This is a genomic window from Bradyrhizobium glycinis, assembly GCF_016031655.1.
GTDB lineage: Bacteria > Pseudomonadota > Alphaproteobacteria > Rhizobiales > Xanthobacteraceae > Bradyrhizobium > Bradyrhizobium glycinis.
Genome location: NZ_JACCHQ010000002.1, coordinates 214,953 through 232,975, shown reverse-complemented (window position 1 = coordinate 232,975; position 18,023 = coordinate 214,953). Strand labels below are relative to the sequence as shown.

Genomic DNA, 18,023 nt, shown 5'->3' with positions numbered 1-18,023 from the left:
CCAGTTGTGCTGGAAATCCAAAGCCCGCCCACGCGGCACGTCTGCTCGGTAAACACTTTCCTACTCAGCCGCCGCCCTCTAGGGTCGCCGCATCAACAACAAAGAACTTCGATGGTTCCAAAGACTCGAGAGACGCAGGTAGGCATGCAGCTAGCAGATAAGCATGAGGGGACATTGACAAAGGTCATGGCGGGTCTGCGGGTGCTGGATTTTTCGACCACGATCGCCGGGCCCCATTGCACCCGGATGCTCGCCGACATGGGCGCCGAGGTCATCAAGATCGAGACGGACGGCGGGGAGACGATGCGGACCCGGCCACCCCTCCGCAACGGCTGCAGCACCGCGTTCGGCCAGCTCAATGTCGGCAAGAAGAGCGTGGTCCTCGACCTCAAGTCCGAGGACGGCAAGGAGGCGGTGCGCCGGCTGGCCGCGACATCGGACATTCTGGTCGAGAACTTCCGTCCCGGCGTGATGCGCCGCCTTGGGCTCGACTACGACAGCCTGCGTCAGGTCAACCCGAGGCTGATCTACTGCTCGATCTCGGGCTACGGCCAGACCGGCCCCTCGGCCGAGCTGCCGGCCTACGCCCCGGTGATCCACGCGGCCTCGGGCTACGACATGGCCCATCTCGCCTACCAGCCGGGCCGTAACCGGCCCGATTATTGCGGCATCTACCACGCCGACGTCGTCACGGGGACCTATGGTTTTGGCGCGATCGCGTCCGCGCTCTATCAGCGCACCGTGACGGGTGTTGGCCAGCACATCGACGTCTCCATGCTGGAAACCATGCTGTCGCTGACGCTGACCGAGCTGCAGAGCTCGCAATTCGCGGTGGCGCCGCCGCCACGCCCGATGTTCGGCCCGACCGAGACGGCAAGCGGCTACGTCATGATCACGATCGCCAGCGAGAAGACGTTTCAGGCCTTGATGGGGGTGATCGGCCGCCCGGACTGGGTCTCCGATCCACGCTTCGCCACCTATGCCGCGCGGCGCGAGAACTGGGCCGAGCTGATGGACGGCGTCGAAATCTGGTCGCGGCAGCTTTCGACCGATGCGTGCCTGCGCGTGCTTGGGGCTGCCGGCGTGCCGGCCTCGGCCTATCGCAGCGTGTCCGAGGCCTTGGCCGATCCGCAGCTTGCGCATCGCCGTGCGCTCTCCGAGGTCAGGGACGAGGGCGGCTCATTCCAGGTGCTCAACCTGCCGTTTCGGATGTCGGGGGCTGACACGGCGCCGGCCAAGACCGTGTCTGTGCTCGGCGAGCACACCGACGCGTTGCGCCAGGAGATCGGCCTTGCGGGCGATACGACAATTCCGCCAGGCAAAACGGCCGCGACATCCTGAGTCTTATCGCCGCCACATGCGGCGTTTGAACTCTCGCTCGTTCCTCTTGCCGAAGCGGGCATTTGTCGCCAAGCTCGCTGCCGAGTCATTCAACGATCCGAAACATCGGACGAAGGATCCCGGGAGGAACCATGACGAACGCGGCGGCCGTGGCACGCAGGCGCGTGCCGATTTTCCTCGTTGCGGCATTTGCGCTTGTCTCGCCAGTGCAGGCGCAGAAATCGGGCGGCAGCATCACAGTCGGCCAGGAGCTGGAGATCGCGGGCTTTGATCCGCTCAAGGTCGGCGTCTACGACACCTCGACCTTCACCGCTGCCGCCGCGATCTTCGACACGCTGACCACGCTGAATGAAAAAGGCGAGGCCGCGCCGAAGCTCGCGGTGTCCTGGACCCATTCCGACGATTACAAGACCTGGACCTTCAAGCTCCGCGAAGGCGTCAAATTCCACGACGGCACGCCGTTCAATGCGCAGGCCTTCAAGGAGAACTTCGACCGGCAGAAGGACCCCGCCAACAAGTGCCGCTGCGCTTTCTACATCACCAACGTCAAGGAGGTGCTGGCGCCGGACGAATACACGGTCATTTTCAATCTAACCGATCCTTCGGTGAACTGGCCGGCAGTGATCACCATCCAGAGCTCCAACAACGTCATTCATTCGCCGACGGCCTGGAAGACCAAGGGCGACGATTACAACCGCAATCCGGTCGGCACCGGTCCCTACGTTCTGAAATCCTGGACCGCCGGCGACCGCATGGTGCTGGAGAAGAACCCGAACTATTGGGACAAGGGCCGTCCCTATCTTGACCGTATCATCCTGAAGCCGCTGCCGGATGCGCAGTCGCGCTTCGCCTCGCTGCAATCGGGCGAGGCCGACATCATCTGGGACGACGAGAACGACGCCGACAACATCATGAAGGCGCAGAAGGACCCCAAGCTCACGGTGCACACCTACAAGGGCTCCGGCGCGCAGGTCTACGCCTTCAACACCAAGGTGGCGCCGTTCGACGACGTGCGGGTGCGGCAGGCGCTGGTGATGGCGATCGACCGTCCGAAGATGTCGCAGGCGATCAGCAACGGCCTCAGCCGGCCCGCGAGCAATCCTTACGGCGATGGCTCCTGGGTCAAGTGCAAGGACGACGGCGCGCTGCCGTCCGATGTCGAGAAGGCCAAGGCGCTGATCAAGGAGTACGGCAAGCCGGTCGAGTTCAAGATGCTGGTGACTGCAACGCCCCGCGGCCGCATGGTCGGCCAGGTGCTGCAGCAGTTCTGGAAGCGCGTCGGCGCCAACATGGAGATCGAGCAGGTCGACCAGGCCACGATTCCGACGCGCGCCTTCACCCGCCAATTCCAGCTGACGCCGTGGCGCATCGTCGATCTTGCCGATCCCGATCCGCAGATGTACGCGAATTTCCGCAGCGGCAGCCCGCTGGCGCTCGCCGGATACTCGAACCCCGAGCTCGACAGGCTTCTGGACCATGCGCGCGTCACCGCCGACATCGGCCAGCGCACGGAGGATTACTGCGCCATCAGCCGCCTGATCAACAAGGAGGCGATCTGGTTCTGGACCTTCCAGAACACCTATTACGCGCTGTCGAGCGCCAGGCTGAAAGGCTTTCCCAAGATCTACAACGGCGTGATCGACGTCTCGACCACCTGGCTGGAATGACGGCGCAATGCTGAACTTCGTCGTCCGCCGGCTGCTCGGTATGCTGCCGGTCCTGCTCGCCGTCTCGTTGCTGACGTTCCTGATCGCCTCGCTGCTGCCGGGCGATCTCGCTCTCGTCATCCTCGGCGACCAGGCAACACCGGAGAATGTCGCGGCGCTGCGCCGCGACATGGGGCTCGACCAGCCGCTGTGGTGGCGTTACCTGAGCTGGCTCGGTCATGTGTTGCAGGGCGATCTCGGCCGCTCGTTCCGCACCGGGCAAACGGTGCTGCAGGCGGTCGCGGAGCGGATTCCGGTCTCGCTACAGCTGATGCTGATGGCCGAGTTCATCGGGCTCCTGATCGGCGTTCCGATCGCGATCGCCTGTGCCGCGCGCGCCGGCGGCGCGTTCGACCGCTTCATGACCGGCAGCGCGTTCGCGATGCTGTCGATGCCGTCGTTCCTGGTGGCCATCCTATTGATCTATCTGTTCGCGGTCGAGCTGCGCTGGCTGCCGGCGACCGGCTATGTGCCGTTCACCGAGGCGCCGCTGGCGAACTTGCGGTTCTTCGTGCTGCCGGCGCTGACGTTGGCGCTGGCGGAATGGCCGGGGATCATGCGCGTGCTGCGCTCCGACATGATCGCGACCTTGCAGGAGGATTATATCGCGCTGGCCAAGGCAAAGGGCCTCAAGCCATCCCGCATCCTGTTCGTGCATGCGCTGAAGCCTTCGTCGCTGACCCTGGTGACAGTGACCGGCATCAATATCGGCCGCCTGCTCGGCGGCACGCTGATCGTGGAATCGATCTTCGCGCTGCCTGGTATCGGCCGGCTGCTGGTTGGGGCGATCTACACCCGCGACCTCGTCATTCTCCAGGGCGTCGTGCTGCTGGTGGCCTGCGGCTTCGTCATCGTCAACTTCATCGTCGACATGCTCTATGCCGTGCTCGATCCGAGGATCCGCCATGGCCACGCTTGAGCTGTCGATTCCCGACGAGGAAGTGGCTGCGCCGGTCGGCCGCAAGCGCAAGCTCGGCCTGTTGTTCTGGATCGCAAGCGCTTGGCTTGCGATCATCCTTTCGCTCGCGATCCTGGCGCCGGTGCTGCCGCTGCAGAACCCTGTCGACATGGACATGCTGGAACGGCGCGCCGCCTTCTCCGGGGAACACTGGCTCGGCACCGACGGGCTTGGCCGCGACGAGCTCGCCCGGCTGATCTTTGGTGCGCGGGTGTCGCTGACGGTCGGGCTGATCGCGCCCATGATCGGCCTCGTCGTCGGCGGCGCGCTCGGCCTGCTGGCCGGCTATTTCCGCGGCCGGTTCGAGACGCTGGTGGTCGGCAGCATGGACGTGCTGCTCGCTTTCCCCCCGCTGATCTTCGCGCTCGCGGTGGTCGCCTATCTCGGGCAGTCGGTCCCTAACCTCACCGTCGTCCTCGGCGTCCTCGGCATTCCCGCCTTCATGCGCGTGGCGCGCGCGGCGACGCTGACGCTGGCGCGGCGCGAGTTCGTGATCGCGGCCGAGGCGCTCGGCGCGAGCCATGCGCGCATCCTGCTGCGCGAGCTGCTGCCGAACGTCATCCTGCCGCTGCTCGCCTTCTTCCTGCTCGGCGTCGCCGTCACCATCGTGGTCGAAGGCGCGCTGTCCTTCCTCGGCCTCGGCGTGCCGCCGCCGATGGCAAGCTGGGGCAGCATGATCGGGGAGGGACGTGACAGTCTGGACGTCGCGCCGCGCCTCGCCTTCCTGCCGGCGGCAGCGCTGTTTGCGACCGTGCTGGCGTTCAACCTCGTCGGCGACACCTTGCGGGCCCTCACCGACCCACGTCAGGGGGCCCTGTGAGCGCGCCGCTCTTGAGCATCGAGGATGTCGCGGTCGAGCTGCCGACCCCGCGCGGAAACCTGCGCGCCGTCGATCACGTCGATCTTTCGCTGCAGGCCGGTCGCACGCTCGGGATCGTCGGTGAATCCGGCTGCGGCAAGACCATGCTCTCCCGCGCCGTGCTGCAGCTGCTGCCGAAGAAGGCGAAGCTGACGGGCCGGGTGATGTTCGACGGCGAGGATCTGGTGCGGCTCGAGCCTGAAAGCCTGCGGCGCCTGCGCGGACGCGATCTCGCGGTCGTGTTCCAGGACCCCATGACCTCGCTCAACCCGGTGCTCACCATCGGCACGCAGCTGATGGAGACGATCCAGGAGCACCTCGAGCTCGACGCGCCCGCCGCGAAAGCGCGCAGCATCGAGCTGCTCGCCGCCGTCGGCATTCCCGCGCCGGAGCAGCGGCTCGCGCAATATCCGCATCAATGCTCCGGCGGCATGCGCCAGCGCATCGCGATTGCGATCGCACTGTCCTGCGAGCCGAAGCTCCTGATCGCGGATGAGCCGACCACCGCGCTCGACGTCACCATCCAGGCGCAAATCCTCGATCTGCTCGCGCGCGAGCAGCGCCGCCGCCACATGGCGATGATCATCATCACCCACGATCTCGGCGTGGTCGCCGGCCGCGCCGACGAGGTCGCGGTGATGTATGCCGGCCGGGTGGTGGAGCGCGCGCCGACGCAAGCGTTGTTCAAGCGCATGCACATGCCCTACACCGAGGCGCTGCTGGCGGCGATCCCGAAGCTGGAGACCGCGCCGCATACGCCGCTGCCGGCGATCTCGGGCCGTCCCCCCGATCCGACGCGCCCGCTGAAGGGCTGCTCCTTCGCGCCGCGCTGCCATTATGCAACCGGGCGCTGTCATGAGGCCAAACCGGTCCTGACGAGCGCCGAGATGCGGGGACATCTCTACGCCTGCTTCCACCCGATCCGGATGACCGAGGGGATCGGGGCATGATGCAGCTTGCCGTGCGGCCCGCGCCCCTCCTGAACGTCGACAATCTCGTCGTCGAATATGGTCTCGGCAACAAGACGGTGCATGCCGTTTCCGGTGTCAGCCTCCAGGTCGCGCGCGGCGAGACGCTGGGGCTGGTCGGTGAATCCGGCTGCGGCAAGTCGACGCTCGGCCGCGCGGTGCTGCAACTGCGACGCGCCAAGTCCGGTCGCGTGATGTTCGACGGCGAGGACCTCACCGCGATGGAGGGCGAGGCGCTGCGCAGGATGCGCCGCCGCGTGCAGCTGATCTTCCAGGACCCGATTGCTTCGCTCAATCCGCGCCGGCGCATCGGCGACATCGTCGCCGAGCCGCTGATCATCGCCGGCCTCAAGGATGCCGCCGAGCGCAAGCGCAGGGTTCACGAGGTTCTGTCCGCGGTCGGGCTCGACCCCGATCTCGTGGCGAACCGCCTGCCGCACGAATTCTCCGGCGGCCAGTGCCAGCGCATCTGCATCGCGCGCTCGCTGGTGCTCAACCCGGAATTCATCGTCTGCGACGAGCCGGTGTCGGCCCTCGACGTCTCCATTCGCGCGCAGATCCTCAACCTGCTGGAGGAGATGAAGGCGCGCTTCGGTCTGACGCTGCTGTTCATCGCGCACGATCTCGCGGTGGTCAAAGCGGTCAGCGACCGCGTCGCGGTGATGTATCTCGGCCGGCTCTGCGAGGTCGGACCCTCCGAGCAATTGTTCGCACGGCCCGCGCATCCCTACACCGCGCTGCTGTTGCAGGCGATCCCGGTGCCGGATCCGGACGTGCGTCCCGCCGAAAGTGTGGCGGCCGGCGAGCCGCCATCGCCGATTGCGCCGCCATCCGGCTGCCGCTTCCGCACCCGCTGCCCGCGCGCCGATCAGCGTTGCAGCGCGGAGATACCGGAGTTGCGCGAAGTCGCACCCGGCCAGTTCGCCGCTTGCCACCATCCGCTGGCCTGAACTAAGACCGGTTTGTCTGGTCGCGCCGACCATGGCATGGTGGCACGACAACAAGAAGCATGCGGGAGGACGCCGATGAAGAGTTTCAAGGTTGCCGATTTCAAGGCGCCGCTGTTGGAGGTCGACGAGGCGACGCCGCAGCCCTCGGGCACGCAGGTGCTGATCAAGGTGAAGGCCGCAGGCGTCTGCCACAGCGACCTCCACATCTGGGAAGGCGGCTACGATCTCGGCCATGGCCGCAAGCCGCTCTCATTGAAGGATCGCGGCATCAACCTGCCGCTCACCATGGGCCACGAGACGGTCGGCGAAGTCCTCGCCTTCGGTCCCGACGTGAAGCCGACCGACCAGGGCGACCTGAAGATCGGCGATGTCGGCCTCGTCTATCCCTGGATCGGCTGCGGCAAATGTGCCACGTGCCTCGCCGGTGACGAGAACATGTGCCTGACGCCCCGCTCGCTCGGGGTCTATTGCGACGGCGGCTATTCCGATCACATGCTGGTGCCGCACCCGCGCTACCTGCTTAATCTGAAGGGCCTCGATCCCGCGACGACCGCGCCTTATGCCTGCTCGGGCGTCACCACCTATAGTGCGCTGAAGAAAGTCGAGCAGCATTTCGACACGCCGATCGTGATGTTCGGCGCCGGCGGCCTCGGGTTGATGGCGCTGTCGCTGCTGAAGGCGATGGGCGGCAAGGGCGCGATCATGGTCGATATCGACGCGAGGAAGCGCGAGGTGGCCGAGAAGGCGGGTGCGCTCGCGACCGTCGATCCCAAGGCGCCGGACGCGCTGGAGCAGCTTGCCAAGAAGGCGGGCAGCCCGATCCGCGCCGTGATCGACCTCGTCGGCAATTCTGCTACGACGCAGCTCGGCTTCGACTGCCTGACCAAGGGCGGCAAGCTCGTCATCGTCGGCCTGTTCGGCGGCGGGGCGACCTGGGCGCTGCCGCTGATTCCGATCAAGGCGGTGACGATCCAGGGCAGCTATGTCGGCAACTTGCGCGAAACGCAGGAGCTGCTCGACCTGGTGCGGTCGAAAAAGGTGCCGCCGATCCCGGTGACGCAGCAACCGCTCGCCAGGGCCAACGACGCGTTGCTGCAATTGCAGCAGGGCGCAGTGGTCGGGCGTACGGTGCTGACGCCGTAGTTCGACGCTCTCTCTTCCGTCATTGCGAGGAGCGAAAGCGACGAAGCAATCCAGAATGTCTCCGTGGATGCAGTTCTGGATTGCTTCGCTTCGCTCGCAATGACGACTTGGTTGACACCTTCCTTGAGGCCTTAAATGTCCGCAAACAACGCCTTCCACATTGCCGTGCTCGCCGGTGACGGCATCGGTCCCGAGGTCATGGCGCCGGCGCTGGAGGTGCTGCGCAAGGTCGGCGAGAAGTCCGGGCTTGGCTTCCGCTTCACTGAGGCGCCGGCGGGCGCCAACCACTACCTCGCGACCGGCAAGTCGATGCCGGATAGCACCATCAAGCTCTGCGAGGAGGCGGACGCGATCTTGCTCGGCGCCTGCGGCCTGCCGTCGGTGCGCTACCCCGACAACACCGAGATCGCGCCGCAGATCGAGCTGCGCTTCATCTTCGATCTCTATGCCGGCGTCCGTCCGGCGCGCCTCATTCCGGGCGTGCCGAGCCCGATCGTCGGCGCGGACCAGCGCGGCATCGATCTCGTCGTGATCCGGGAGTCCACCGAAGGCCTGTTCGCCTCGATGGGCAAGGGCGTCGTCACCCATGAGGACGCGCGCGAGACCATGGTGATCACGCGCAAAACCTCCGAGCGCCTGTTCGAGTTCTCGTTTCGCCTCGCCGAGCGGCGCAAGTCACGCGGCAAGCCGGGCGCACTCACCTGCGTCGACAAGGCGAACGTGTTCAAGGCCTTTGCGTTCTTCCGCGGCATCTTCGACGAGATTGCCACGAAGCATCCTGACGTGAAGATCGACCGGCTCTATGTCGATGCCTGCTCGGCGATGCTGGTCAAGCGTCCCTGGGATTTCGACGTGATGGTGATGGAGAACATGTTCGGCGACATCGTCTCCGACATCACCGCGAGCCTGATCGGCGGCCTCGGCATGGCGCCGTCCGCCGACATCGGCGACAAATACGCGGTGTTCCAGCCGTGCCACGGCACGGCGCCTGACATCATGGGGCAGGGCAAGGCCAATCCGACCGGCATGATCCTGTCCGCGGCGATGATGCTGGATTGGCTCGCTGAGAAGCATGGTGTGGAGAGTGCGGCGGAAGCCGGCATGACGATCGAGCGTGCCGTGGATCAGGTCTATGCCGGCGGCATCAAGCCGATGGAGTTCGGTGGCAGCAACGGCACGGCGGACATCACGAAAGCGGTGCTCGCAGCGCTGTAGCCGAGAATGCCGTCAGGAGAAGGGGTCTGGCGGCCCCTTTGTCATTGACCAGCCGCGCCCGTGATGGTGGTGAGGCCAGCCCCACGGACGCGGTCCGTAAAAGCGGGGAGAGGAATCCTCCCGAACATGTGCTCACAGGGGCGACGTCGCTCCTGTCTTGCCGTCCTCATCCGCGAGGCATCGTTCAAGCACGCATCCCGATCGCAGGCCGGAACGGCGGATCATTCTCGGGCGAGGGTGCAGGGGCATAATGATCGAATTGCATTGTAACGGTTGCGCGATCTTGGCTCATCGAGCGCACGTCATTCACGTAACCGAACATGTTCATGAGCGGTACAATCGCGTTGATGACGGCGGTATTGCCGCGCGCATGTTGGCCCTGGATCCGCCCGCGTCGCAAATTGAGACCTGAAATGATGGAGCCGATATAATCCTCCGGGGTCACCACCTCTACCTTCATGATCGGCTCGAGCAGCACCGACCCAGCCTTCTGGAGTGCCCCGCGGAACGCCGCACGCGCGGCGATCTCGAAGGCCTGCGCCGAAGAGTCGATGTCATGATACTTGCCATCGATCAGCTCAACCTTGATGTCGATCACCGGATAGCCGGCGACCACTCCCGAGGAGAGCACGCTCTCGATGCCCTTCTCGACGCCGGGGATGTACTCTTTCGGCACTGCGCTGCCGGCAATCCTGGACTCGAACCGATAGCCCTTGCCGAGCTCGTTCTGCTCGATCCGCAGCTTGACCGCCGCGAATTGGCCGGAACCGCCCGACTGCTTTTTGTAGGTATATTCCACTTCGGCCGGCCGAGTGATGCGCTCACGGAACGCCACCTGCGGCTCCCCGACTCTGAGGTCGATGTTGTAAGTACGTTTGAGGACATCGAGCTTGGCGTCGAGATGGAGTTCGCTCACGCTCTTGATGATAGTCAGTCCGGACTCGTGATCGATCGACATTTCGAAGGCAGGGTCGTCGGCCGCAAGCTTCGCCAGCGCAATGCCGAGCTTCTGTCCATCGGCCTTCGACTTCGGCTCGATTGCGAGCTCGACCAGCAGCGGCTGTGAGGACATTTCACCCGCCGTGAGATACGGATTGATTCTGGGATGGCCGGATTTCCAGTTCACCCATTCCTCGGCCTCGCGATACGAAACGAAGTCGGCGATCGGCAGTTCGGTGAGCTCGCCGCGCTGAATGACGCGCCAGCCGCCTTGTTGAAGGCGCTGGATAACGAAGCATTCTACGGGAAAGTCGATCATTGGACGTATCAGCCCTCAAGCAGGCATGTCCCACATCCTTACGACGTAGGATTCGCGTGCTCGGCAAAAAAAGTGGTCTCCGGCGAGATTGCGATTTTGTGTCCAGTAATGCCGCGCAGGATCGCTGTGAGTGCAAACCACCTGTCGGCCGGCGCGCATTCCTTGTTCTCCGTGGTCAGTTTCGCAAAGCTGCAGCCTGCCGCCTCGCGCGCCAACTCCCCGATCGTGAGGATGCGACGCGGAACGGTCCGGAAGGTCAGCCACTTCTTGTAGCCAAAGCAACCAAAGCAGAGGGCGGCCGCCAAAAGAAGTGCAAGCCGATTGTCCAACGAGATCCCACCGGCGTGCCACAGGCAACCGAGCAGCCCCAATGCGAAGGAAACCAGCCAACGGAAAGGTCCGGGCCATCTCTCTGACACCCGGAAAGAAGTTTCCAGACTTGGAAGATCAAGGCCTGAAGTTTGCGCAAGCCGTCGCCATTTCGGAGCCATCGAGCGGGGCTCGATTCGCTCAAGAATCGAGATAGACGTTTGAGGGGTGATTTCGCCTTCAATTCCCATCAGTTTGAGTGTCTGACGCAGGCGGTAGAACGCCGCTTGAGAAAGGCACGCCCGTGTCGTGCTTCCGGCGTTCCGATTTTTCAATTCGATCAGATCGTAAAGCTGGCCGACGGTCCGTGCCTGCTCGGCTTCCGCGTCGGTCAGCTTGATCCCAAAGGTTCGCTCAACCTCGTGGATGACGTCCACATCGTCACCGTCGCCGACGAGATTCAGCGTGTCTTTCATGTTTAACCCACAGGCTGCCGTGATTGTAGCATTGTCGCGATCGGGCGCCAGAGCCTACTTCCCCGTAAACTGCGGCTTGCGCTTTTCCATGAAGGCCTGCCGGCCCTCGCGGAAATCCGCGCTGTCCATGCAGGCATTGCCGATCGCCTTGATCGCCTCCATGTCGCGCCGGCTCTCGTCCTTCACTACCTGCGCGATGGTGATCTTGGCCGCCTTGATTGCGAGCGGGGCGTTCTGCGCGATCGTCTCGGCGATCGTCATGGTCTCGCCCCAGAGCTCGCCTTGTGGAAACACGCGCTCGACGAGGCCGATGCGCAGGGCCTCGGCGGAATCGATGCGCATGCCCGTGTACATCAGCAGCCGCGCCCAGGCCGGGCCGACCAGCGACACCAGATGCCGCAGGCCGTCATAGCCATAGGCGATGCCGAGCTTGGCGGCGGGAATGCCGAACTGGCTGTCCTGCGAGGCGAGGCGGATGTCGGCGAGCATCGCGACCTGCATGCCGCCGCCGAGGCAGTAGCCGTCGATGCAGGCGATGGTCGGCTTGGGATAATCGGCGAGCAGCGCGCGCTGGGCGGCGCTGCGCTTGGCGTATTCCTCGGACGCCGCGGCATTGTGCCTGACCTTCTCGAACTGGCTGATGTCGGCGCCCGAGACGAACGCCTTGCCGCCGGCGCCGCGCAGGATCACGATGCGCACCGTGTCGTCGTGGCGCAAGGCCGTCAGCGCCTCGCCAAATCCCTCCCACATCTCCAGCGACATCGCGTTGCGCTTGTCGGGATTGTTGAAGGTGATCACGCCGACGCCATCGGTCGCGTGCGTCAGAATCTTGCCGTCGGCGTAAGGTGTTCCGGTCGTGCTGAAAAGGTCTGGCATCGCGCGCTCGCTGCTCGGTAGCGAGGCGCAATGTGCGGCGCAGGCACCGCCGCGGTCAACCGGCGCAGGAGAGCAGAGCCTGCATTCGCCCGTGTTGCGATTGCATGGCGCGCGGCGTTCGACGGAGGCCGAAGCCCAAGAAAAAGGGGCGGCCAGGCCGCCCCGAGACAGGCCGCGCGCAGTTGCGCGCAAACATCTTTCGGCCGATCTCGTGCAATCCGGCCGCGCCCCCGTGACGCGGCGGATTGAACGTTGGCCGTGAAGGCCGGACCGTCGACCGGCCTCAGCTCTCGTTCGCCGCGATCGATTCCATCAGCGAGACGAGCTGACGCTGCACCGTCTGGTCCTTGATCTTGCTGTAGGCGCGCAGCAGGCGGAGGCTGAAGGCCGAGTCGAGGAAGAGCAGGCTCTCGACTTCACGGGCCTTGTTGTCGCCGTCGTAGAAGAAGGTCACGGGCACATCGAGGGCGGAGGCGATCTGCTGAAGCCGAGCCGCGCCGACGCGATTAACGCCCTTCTCGTATTTCTGCACCTGCTGGAAGCTGACGCCGAGCTTCTCGCCGAGCTCGGCCTGCGAGATCTTCATCTCGACGCGCCGCAGACGGATCCGCTTGCCAAGCTCGATGTCCGGCTTGCCCGCGCTGCGCTGCTTCATTCTTTTCGCCGCTGCTTTCATCTCTGTTTTCACCTTTGTTCTTCGGTTGAAAATCCCCCGAAGAGCTGGGTCAGGGGTTCGCCCATATACGAGTCCTTGAATTCATGCGGGTGCACGAACTCTTCCTTAAACCACGGGAAGCGGGCCGGATTGAAAGCCTCGATCAGCCAGTCAATCATGTGCCGCACGCGCGGGATACGGCCGCTACCGGGGTGGTAGGACAACCAGATATCCAGCGGTCGGTTCAGCTCGACCTCCAGTGGAATCAGTTTCCCGCCGAGCGCAATGGCGTAGCTCGGGAAGACGCCGATGCCGGCGCCATTCGCGACCGCCCAATAATTGGCGCTCGAGACGTTCGTCTTCATGACCAGAAGGTCACGTTCGGACACGCCCGGGAAGAAGCTCTCGAAGGATTCCTTGGCGGCGAGCTGATCGGCGAATTGCAGCACCAGACGATGCTTGATCAATTCCGCCGCCGAGCGCGGCGCGCCATGCTTTGCGATGTATTTCTCGGAGGCCCAGAACATCAGATGCATGCGGCCGAGCCGCACCAGCTTGATGTCCAACGCTGAGGGACGCGACAGGTGGATAGCGACGTCGGCCTCGTGGCGCGAGACGTCGGCCGAGCGCATCGCGCAATGCAGGTCCACCAGGATCTTCGGATAGGCCTGCTGGAATTCGACGAGACGAGGAGCAAGCCAGAATGTGCCGAGCCCCTCGGTGACGGCCACGCGGACCTCGCCGGACAGCGCGTTCGCCATCGAATCGCTGGCGCGCAGCACGTCGAAGGTGGCCGCCTCCATGCGCTCGACGGCGGAGACTACCAGGGCACCCTCATCGGTCAGATGGGTGCCGTGGACGTCGCGCGTAAATAACGTGGTGCCGGTCTGGCGTTCGAAATCGTCAATCCGGCGCCGCACCGCGTTGATCGACAGCGACAGGCGCTCGGCCGCGGAGCGAAAGCTTCCGCATCGGACAACTTCCAAAAATATACGGGCGGCGTCCCAATCGGAGAGGCCGCTGAGATTTGTCTTTGGGCGTTCCGTCAGACGAACGCCCCTTTCCGCCAAGGTGTGCATACAAGTCCCTTCGGAACGCTAAACTGGCAGAATCTGGCGCAAACCACAACCACGACGGGTTGGGGAACGAAGAGTTTTGAAGGTCATCCTTACTACCTTAGGGGTATTTACTACCTTAGGGGTATTTGGATGCTCCCATGGGCTGGGAATTCGGGCGAGGCTATCGGCTCGAGTGAGGGGTATGGCGTGAGTTCCGTTGCGAGCCGCGAGATGGCTGCGGGATTGCCGGTGTTGACCGCAATGAATGGTCTTGCGCGGCAGTCGATGCCGTCGCCGCTGCTGGATCGATCGCACCGCGTCAGGCGTTTGCTCCCGGAGCAATTCGGCAACCGCCAATGGCGCCGCATCGCGATGCGCGCGGAAACACGGTTCCACAGCAGAAACACACTGAAATCAGAGTTCGAAGGCGCAGTCGCCTCGTGTTATCTTTGGTCTTCCATGGGGGCCGAAGGGGGCGTGACAGATACGTCTCGCAGGCCGAATTAACGGAAAGAACGCCGGTGTCGCATTCAGACGAACAGTTGCAGTCGGTGCTGGAAACGCTCGAGGAGTGCCGCAGGGTTCTCAATGCGTGCAACAGCCGCGAGTCGGCCGAGATGCTGTCCATCGTCATCCTCGACGTCAGGATGAAACTGAAGGGAATCGACAGTGCCGATCTCAAGGCGCTGTGCGACGAAATGCTGCGGAGCGCTGCCAGCGAGCCGCCGCCCCCCTCCAAGCAGACGCAGGACCAGCCCCGGCGTCCGCTGCTCCGCGTGGTGAAGTAGCCTCGCCGCCGAATTCTCGCTTTCTGGCGAGGATTGTGCGCGTCCCGATGCCGCATCTGTGATCACGGAGGGCATCGGGCGGAGCCCTGGTTTTGTGCGCTTCTGTTGCGCATTCTCCGGCATCGGCTACACCAGAGCCGGTTCGGCTCCGGGCCGGGCGCGTTCCCTGCGCGCCCTAACGGGGCCTGAGATGGCTCCGATTGCATCATGCAAAATGTTTCGATTCCGGCGGCGCTGATTGCCGGCCTCGTCAGCTTCCTCTCGCCTTGCGTCCTGCCTCTGGTTCCGCCCTATCTAGTCTACCTCACGGGCGCCACGATCGAGCATGTCGAGAGCGATGAGCCGGTTGCGGCCTCCAAGCGCGCGATCATGATGTCGGCGCTCCTGTTCGTGCTCGGCTTCTCCACCATCTTCGTGGCGCTCGGCGCCAGCGCTTCGCTGATCGGCGGGCTGATCCGTGCCTGGTCGGCGGAGCTGTCGATCCTCGCCGGCATCGTCATCATCATCATGGGCCTGCACTTCCTTGGCCTGACGCGCATCGGCTTTCTGATGCGCGAAGGACGCCTGCCGATCCCCAAACCGGTCGGCTTGTGGGGCGCCTATATCATGGGCCTCGCATTCGCGTTCGGCTGGACGCCCTGCATCGGCCCAATCCTCGCCGCGATTCTCTCGGTCGCCGCGGCGGAAGCCACGGTGACGAGGGGCGCCGGCCTGCTCGCGGTCTATTCCGCGGGCCTCGGTATTCCATTCCTGATCGCCGCGCTGATGATCGAACAGTTCTCCGCGCTGTTCGCGCGCATGAAGGGCCAGCTCGTCAACGTCGAGCGCGCCATGGGCGTCTTGATGGTGCTCACCGGCATCGGCTTTCTCACCGGCGCGGTCTCGAATGTGAGCATCTGGCTGCTGGAGACATTTCCGGTGCTGCAGACGATCGGTTAGGGCGCGCGGGGACCGGGTTTTCACGGACAAAAAAGGAGAGGAACCGTTGAAATCCGTCAGGCATGCTGTCACGGAACGACGATTCCAAACCTTTCCGGTCCCGAGGCGTTGCATCGTGGGACAACTCGCATGGTGGAGATCACGTGACCAAGACACTGCGCTTAGAACCCTTGTCGGACAACGCGGCTTTGGTTGCCTGGCAGTTTTTGGGACAGCCATTGCAGGAGTGGCCGAGCTGGGTTCAGTCGAACTGTTCGCTGCAGAAGGATGCCGACGGAAAATTCGAGCTTCGGCACGAGCGGCGCAGCGGCACCCAGATCGTCTATCTCGGCGAGTGGCTGGTGAGAGATCTCGATGGGGGCGTGGACTTCTACACGGACGCTGAGATCTGGTCGCGGTTCGCTGCCAAGCGCTGAAGCGCTGAAGAGCTTGGCCCGCGCGTCGATCGCGCCTTAGTCTTTCTTGCTCGAGCTCCGGGCGATCAAAAGCCTGTGTCGCTGGTGGGGCAAAAGGCCTCGCCGGTAGGACTCACCCACAGAATGCAATCTGTGGTAATATTTCGTCGTACTGCACCCTGAGGGGCAATTCTTCTGAACGTATACTGAAACGAGCATTTCAGACCAATCGACATCTTCGGCGCCCCTCTCCCTTACAGCATTCTGAGCAGGAGCAAGCGATGGGAACCGACGTGAATGTTCATCCCGGTCACGGCAAGGCCGGACGTCAACCGACGCGACAATTTCTGGATACGCTTTCCGGACACGACGATCCGGGCATGTTTGGCCGGATGTTTCCGACCCTGGAGCCGCTGGCTGTCGACGACGCTCCGCTGCATGAGCTCGCCGACGCGATGAAGGATCCCGCCCCCGGCGACGCCGCCGGAAACAATTCCAACGTCCCGGCGGGTTTCACCTATCTCGGGCAATTCGTCGATCATGACATCACGCTCGATCTGACCTCGTTCGGCGAGAAGGAAGCCGATCCGACGGCGGTCACGAATTTTCGCACGCCCGCGCTCGATCTCGACAGCATCTATGGTCTCGGCCCCGACGGAAGCCGCCATCTGTACGCGCGCAATTCGGCGAGCGACAACGGCAAGACACCGGGTCCCAAGCTGCTGATCGGCAAGACCGTCAACGTCGATGCCATCACCGGCGATCATCGCAACGACCTGCCGCGCAATCCCGAGGGGTTTGCCCTGATTGGCGATCACCGCAACGACGAGAACCTTGTCGTCGCGCAAACCCATCTTGCGATGCTGAAGTTTCACAACAAGGTCTGCGATCAGCTCGCCGCGTCCGGCAAGCCGGCGGGCGAGATCTTCGAGGAAGCGCGCCGGATCGTGACCTGGCACTACCAATGGATGGTCCTGCACGATTTCGTGGAGCGGATCACCGAGAAAGGGATCGTCGCGAAGATCCTCGAGCAGGGGCGGCGCTTCTACCGCTTCAAGAAGACCCCATACATGCCCGTCGAGTTTTCGGGCGCCGTCTATCGTCTCGGCCACAGCATGGTGCGCCAGGTCTATAGCCACAACCGGATCTTCACGCCCGGTGGCCTCGCGCCGGCGACCCTCGACCTGCTGTTCAGGTTCACCGGGCTGTCGGGCGGCATCATCGGCGATCTGGCGCCAAACCCGATTCAGCCGCCGCTCCCGCTTCCGGTGCTTTCGAGCAACTGGATCATCGACTGGCGCCGCTTCTATCAGGTCCTGCCGAACAATCCTCCGGGCGTGACGCTCAATCCGTCGCGCAAGATCGACCCGTTCGTCGTGCCGCAGCTCCACACCTTGCCCGGCGATGGCGGCAGCCTGCCGTTCCGCAACCTCAAGCGCGGCGTGTTGCTGGGATTGCCGTCAGGGCAGGACGTCGCCAAGGCCATGAAGATCAAAAATCCGCTGACACCGGAAGAAATCTCGAAGGGGAGCGACGGCGGCGTGGCGAAAAAGCATGGCCTGCACCAGCACACCCCGCTCTGGTACTACATCCTCAAGGAGGCGGAGCAGCGGGGCGGGGGCGAAAGGCTCGGCCCGGTCGGCGCGACCCTGCTTGCCGAGGTCTTCGTCGGCCTCGTCCATGGCGACCAACAGTCTTATCTCTGGCTCAAGGGCAAGACCTGGAAGCCGACGCTGCCATCGCAAGTGCCGGGCGAATTCACGATGGCCGACCTGCTGCGTTTCGTCGGGGATATCAGCCCGATCGACGGCATCTCGACGGTCTAAAGCATGATCCGAAACGCGCGACGTTGGTCCGGAAAGATCGACGTCATGCGATCAACTCCGGAAGGGCGGCCGCCGCCGAGACGGCCGCTCTCCCATCACGCGGTTTCCGTGCATCAGAGCCCGCCGGCCGGAGCGCAAGTTGCAGTGCAACAGCGCGTGCCGGGGCGCCAGCGCGACGAAGAGGCCCGCCAGCGCACGCGAAATGACTTCCGTCCCGTCGAGGTTTTTCATACGCTTGCCTCTCGCAAGCCGCATAACGGCTGCGCTCACGGCTCGGCGACAGGGCCGGAGCATCAAAGGGAG

General features: G+C 64.1%; 16 protein-coding genes and 1 pseudogene. 12 read left to right on the top strand and 5 right to left on the bottom strand.

Annotation, left to right across the window (positions count from 1 at the left end):
* The first annotated feature begins 144 nt into the window (after positions 1-144).
* The 8 genes from HZZ16_RS05380 (at position 145) to HZZ16_RS05345 (ending at position 9,140) form a co-directional block, all read left to right on the top strand.
* Positions 145-1,341 carry a CaiB/BaiF CoA transferase family protein gene (locus tag HZZ16_RS05380; RefSeq protein WP_197947472.1) on the top strand — a complete coding sequence of 399 codons (1,197 nt, stop codon included), beginning with the start codon at positions 145-147 and terminating at the stop codon, positions 1,339-1,341.
* Between the two features lie 131 nt (positions 1,342-1,472).
* Complete coding sequence (locus HZZ16_RS05375) at positions 1,473-3,008, top strand: ABC transporter substrate-binding protein (protein ID WP_197947471.1); 1,536 nt, start codon at positions 1,473-1,475, stop codon at positions 3,006-3,008.
* A 7-nt stretch (positions 3,009-3,015) separates the two neighbouring features.
* The gene (locus tag HZZ16_RS05370; protein WP_197947470.1) at positions 3,016-3,966 is read left to right on the top strand and encodes an ABC transporter permease; all 951 of its coding nucleotides are present in this window, start codon (positions 3,016-3,018) and stop codon (positions 3,964-3,966) included.
* Positions 3,953-4,825 (top strand): ABC transporter permease, encoded by an 873-nt coding sequence (locus HZZ16_RS05365; RefSeq protein ID WP_197947469.1) that lies wholly within the window; start codon positions 3,953-3,955, stop codon positions 4,823-4,825. The genes HZZ16_RS05370 and HZZ16_RS05365 overlap by 14 nt, the downstream gene beginning before the upstream one ends.
* Positions 4,822-5,814 (top strand): ABC transporter ATP-binding protein, encoded by a 993-nt coding sequence (locus HZZ16_RS05360; protein ID WP_197947468.1) that lies wholly within the window; start codon positions 4,822-4,824, stop codon positions 5,812-5,814. Before HZZ16_RS05365 ends, HZZ16_RS05360 begins: the two co-directional genes overlap by 4 nt.
* Positions 5,811-6,782: an ABC transporter ATP-binding protein gene (locus tag HZZ16_RS05355; protein ID WP_197947467.1), complete on the top strand. Its 972-nt coding sequence runs from the start codon at positions 5,811-5,813 to the stop codon at positions 6,780-6,782. The genes HZZ16_RS05360 and HZZ16_RS05355 overlap by 4 nt, the downstream gene beginning before the upstream one ends.
* A gap of 75 nt (positions 6,783-6,857) precedes the next feature.
* Positions 6,858-7,925, top strand: a complete 1,068-nt coding sequence (locus HZZ16_RS05350) for an alcohol dehydrogenase (protein ID WP_197947466.1) — start codon at positions 6,858-6,860, stop codon at positions 7,923-7,925.
* A gap of 135 nt (positions 7,926-8,060) precedes the next feature.
* On the top strand, positions 8,061-9,140 hold the full coding sequence (locus HZZ16_RS05345) for an isocitrate/isopropylmalate dehydrogenase family protein (RefSeq protein WP_197947465.1): 1,080 nt from the start codon (positions 8,061-8,063) through the stop codon (positions 9,138-9,140).
* 184 nt (positions 9,141-9,324) lie between these two features.
* Here HZZ16_RS05345 and HZZ16_RS05340 read toward each other — a convergent pair.
* From HZZ16_RS05340 to HZZ16_RS05320, 5 genes and pseudogenes are all read right to left on the bottom strand, one after another.
* Positions 9,325-10,194, bottom strand: a pseudogene (locus HZZ16_RS05340) (translation factor GTPase family protein); the annotation flags it as partial.
* A gap of 242 nt (positions 10,195-10,436) precedes the next feature.
* Entirely contained in the window at positions 10,437-11,183 is a 747-nt protein-coding gene (locus HZZ16_RS05335) for an acyl carrier protein (protein ID WP_197947463.1), read from the bottom strand.
* Positions 11,184-11,237: 54 nt separating this feature from the next.
* Complete coding sequence (locus tag HZZ16_RS05330) at positions 11,238-12,059, bottom strand: enoyl-CoA hydratase (RefSeq protein WP_197947462.1); 822 nt, start codon at positions 12,057-12,059, stop codon at positions 11,238-11,240.
* A gap of 283 nt (positions 12,060-12,342) precedes the next feature.
* The gene (locus HZZ16_RS05325; protein WP_020608151.1) at positions 12,343-12,714 is read right to left on the bottom strand and encodes a helix-turn-helix domain-containing protein; all 372 of its coding nucleotides are present in this window, start codon (positions 12,712-12,714) and stop codon (positions 12,343-12,345) included.
* A gap of 29 nt (positions 12,715-12,743) precedes the next feature.
* Complete coding sequence (locus HZZ16_RS05320; protein ID WP_197947461.1) at positions 12,744-13,793, bottom strand: LysR family transcriptional regulator; 1,050 nt, start codon at positions 13,791-13,793, stop codon at positions 12,744-12,746.
* Positions 13,794-14,293: 500 nt separating this feature from the next.
* On the opposite strand from HZZ16_RS05320, the gene HZZ16_RS05315 reads away from it, so the two are divergent.
* The 4 genes from HZZ16_RS05315 to HZZ16_RS05300 all read left to right on the top strand — a co-directional run bounded on the left by HZZ16_RS05315 (position 14,294) and on the right by HZZ16_RS05300 (position 17,720).
* Entirely contained in the window at positions 14,294-14,560 is a 267-nt protein-coding gene (locus HZZ16_RS05315; RefSeq protein WP_025034806.1) for a hypothetical protein, read from the top strand.
* A 207-nt stretch (positions 14,561-14,767) separates the two neighbouring features.
* A complete protein-coding gene (locus HZZ16_RS05310) occupies positions 14,768-15,499 on the top strand; it encodes a cytochrome c biogenesis CcdA family protein (RefSeq protein WP_157280996.1) in 732 nt (243 codons plus the stop codon).
* 143 nt (positions 15,500-15,642) lie between these two features.
* Positions 15,643-15,915, top strand: coding sequence for a hypothetical protein (locus HZZ16_RS05305; protein WP_036025895.1), 273 nt, complete (start codon positions 15,643-15,645; stop codon positions 15,913-15,915).
* A gap of 260 nt (positions 15,916-16,175) precedes the next feature.
* Positions 16,176-17,720, top strand: a complete 1,545-nt coding sequence (locus HZZ16_RS05300; protein WP_197947460.1) for a peroxidase family protein — start codon at positions 16,176-16,178, stop codon at positions 17,718-17,720.
* Positions 17,721-18,023: the final 303 nt, after the last annotated feature.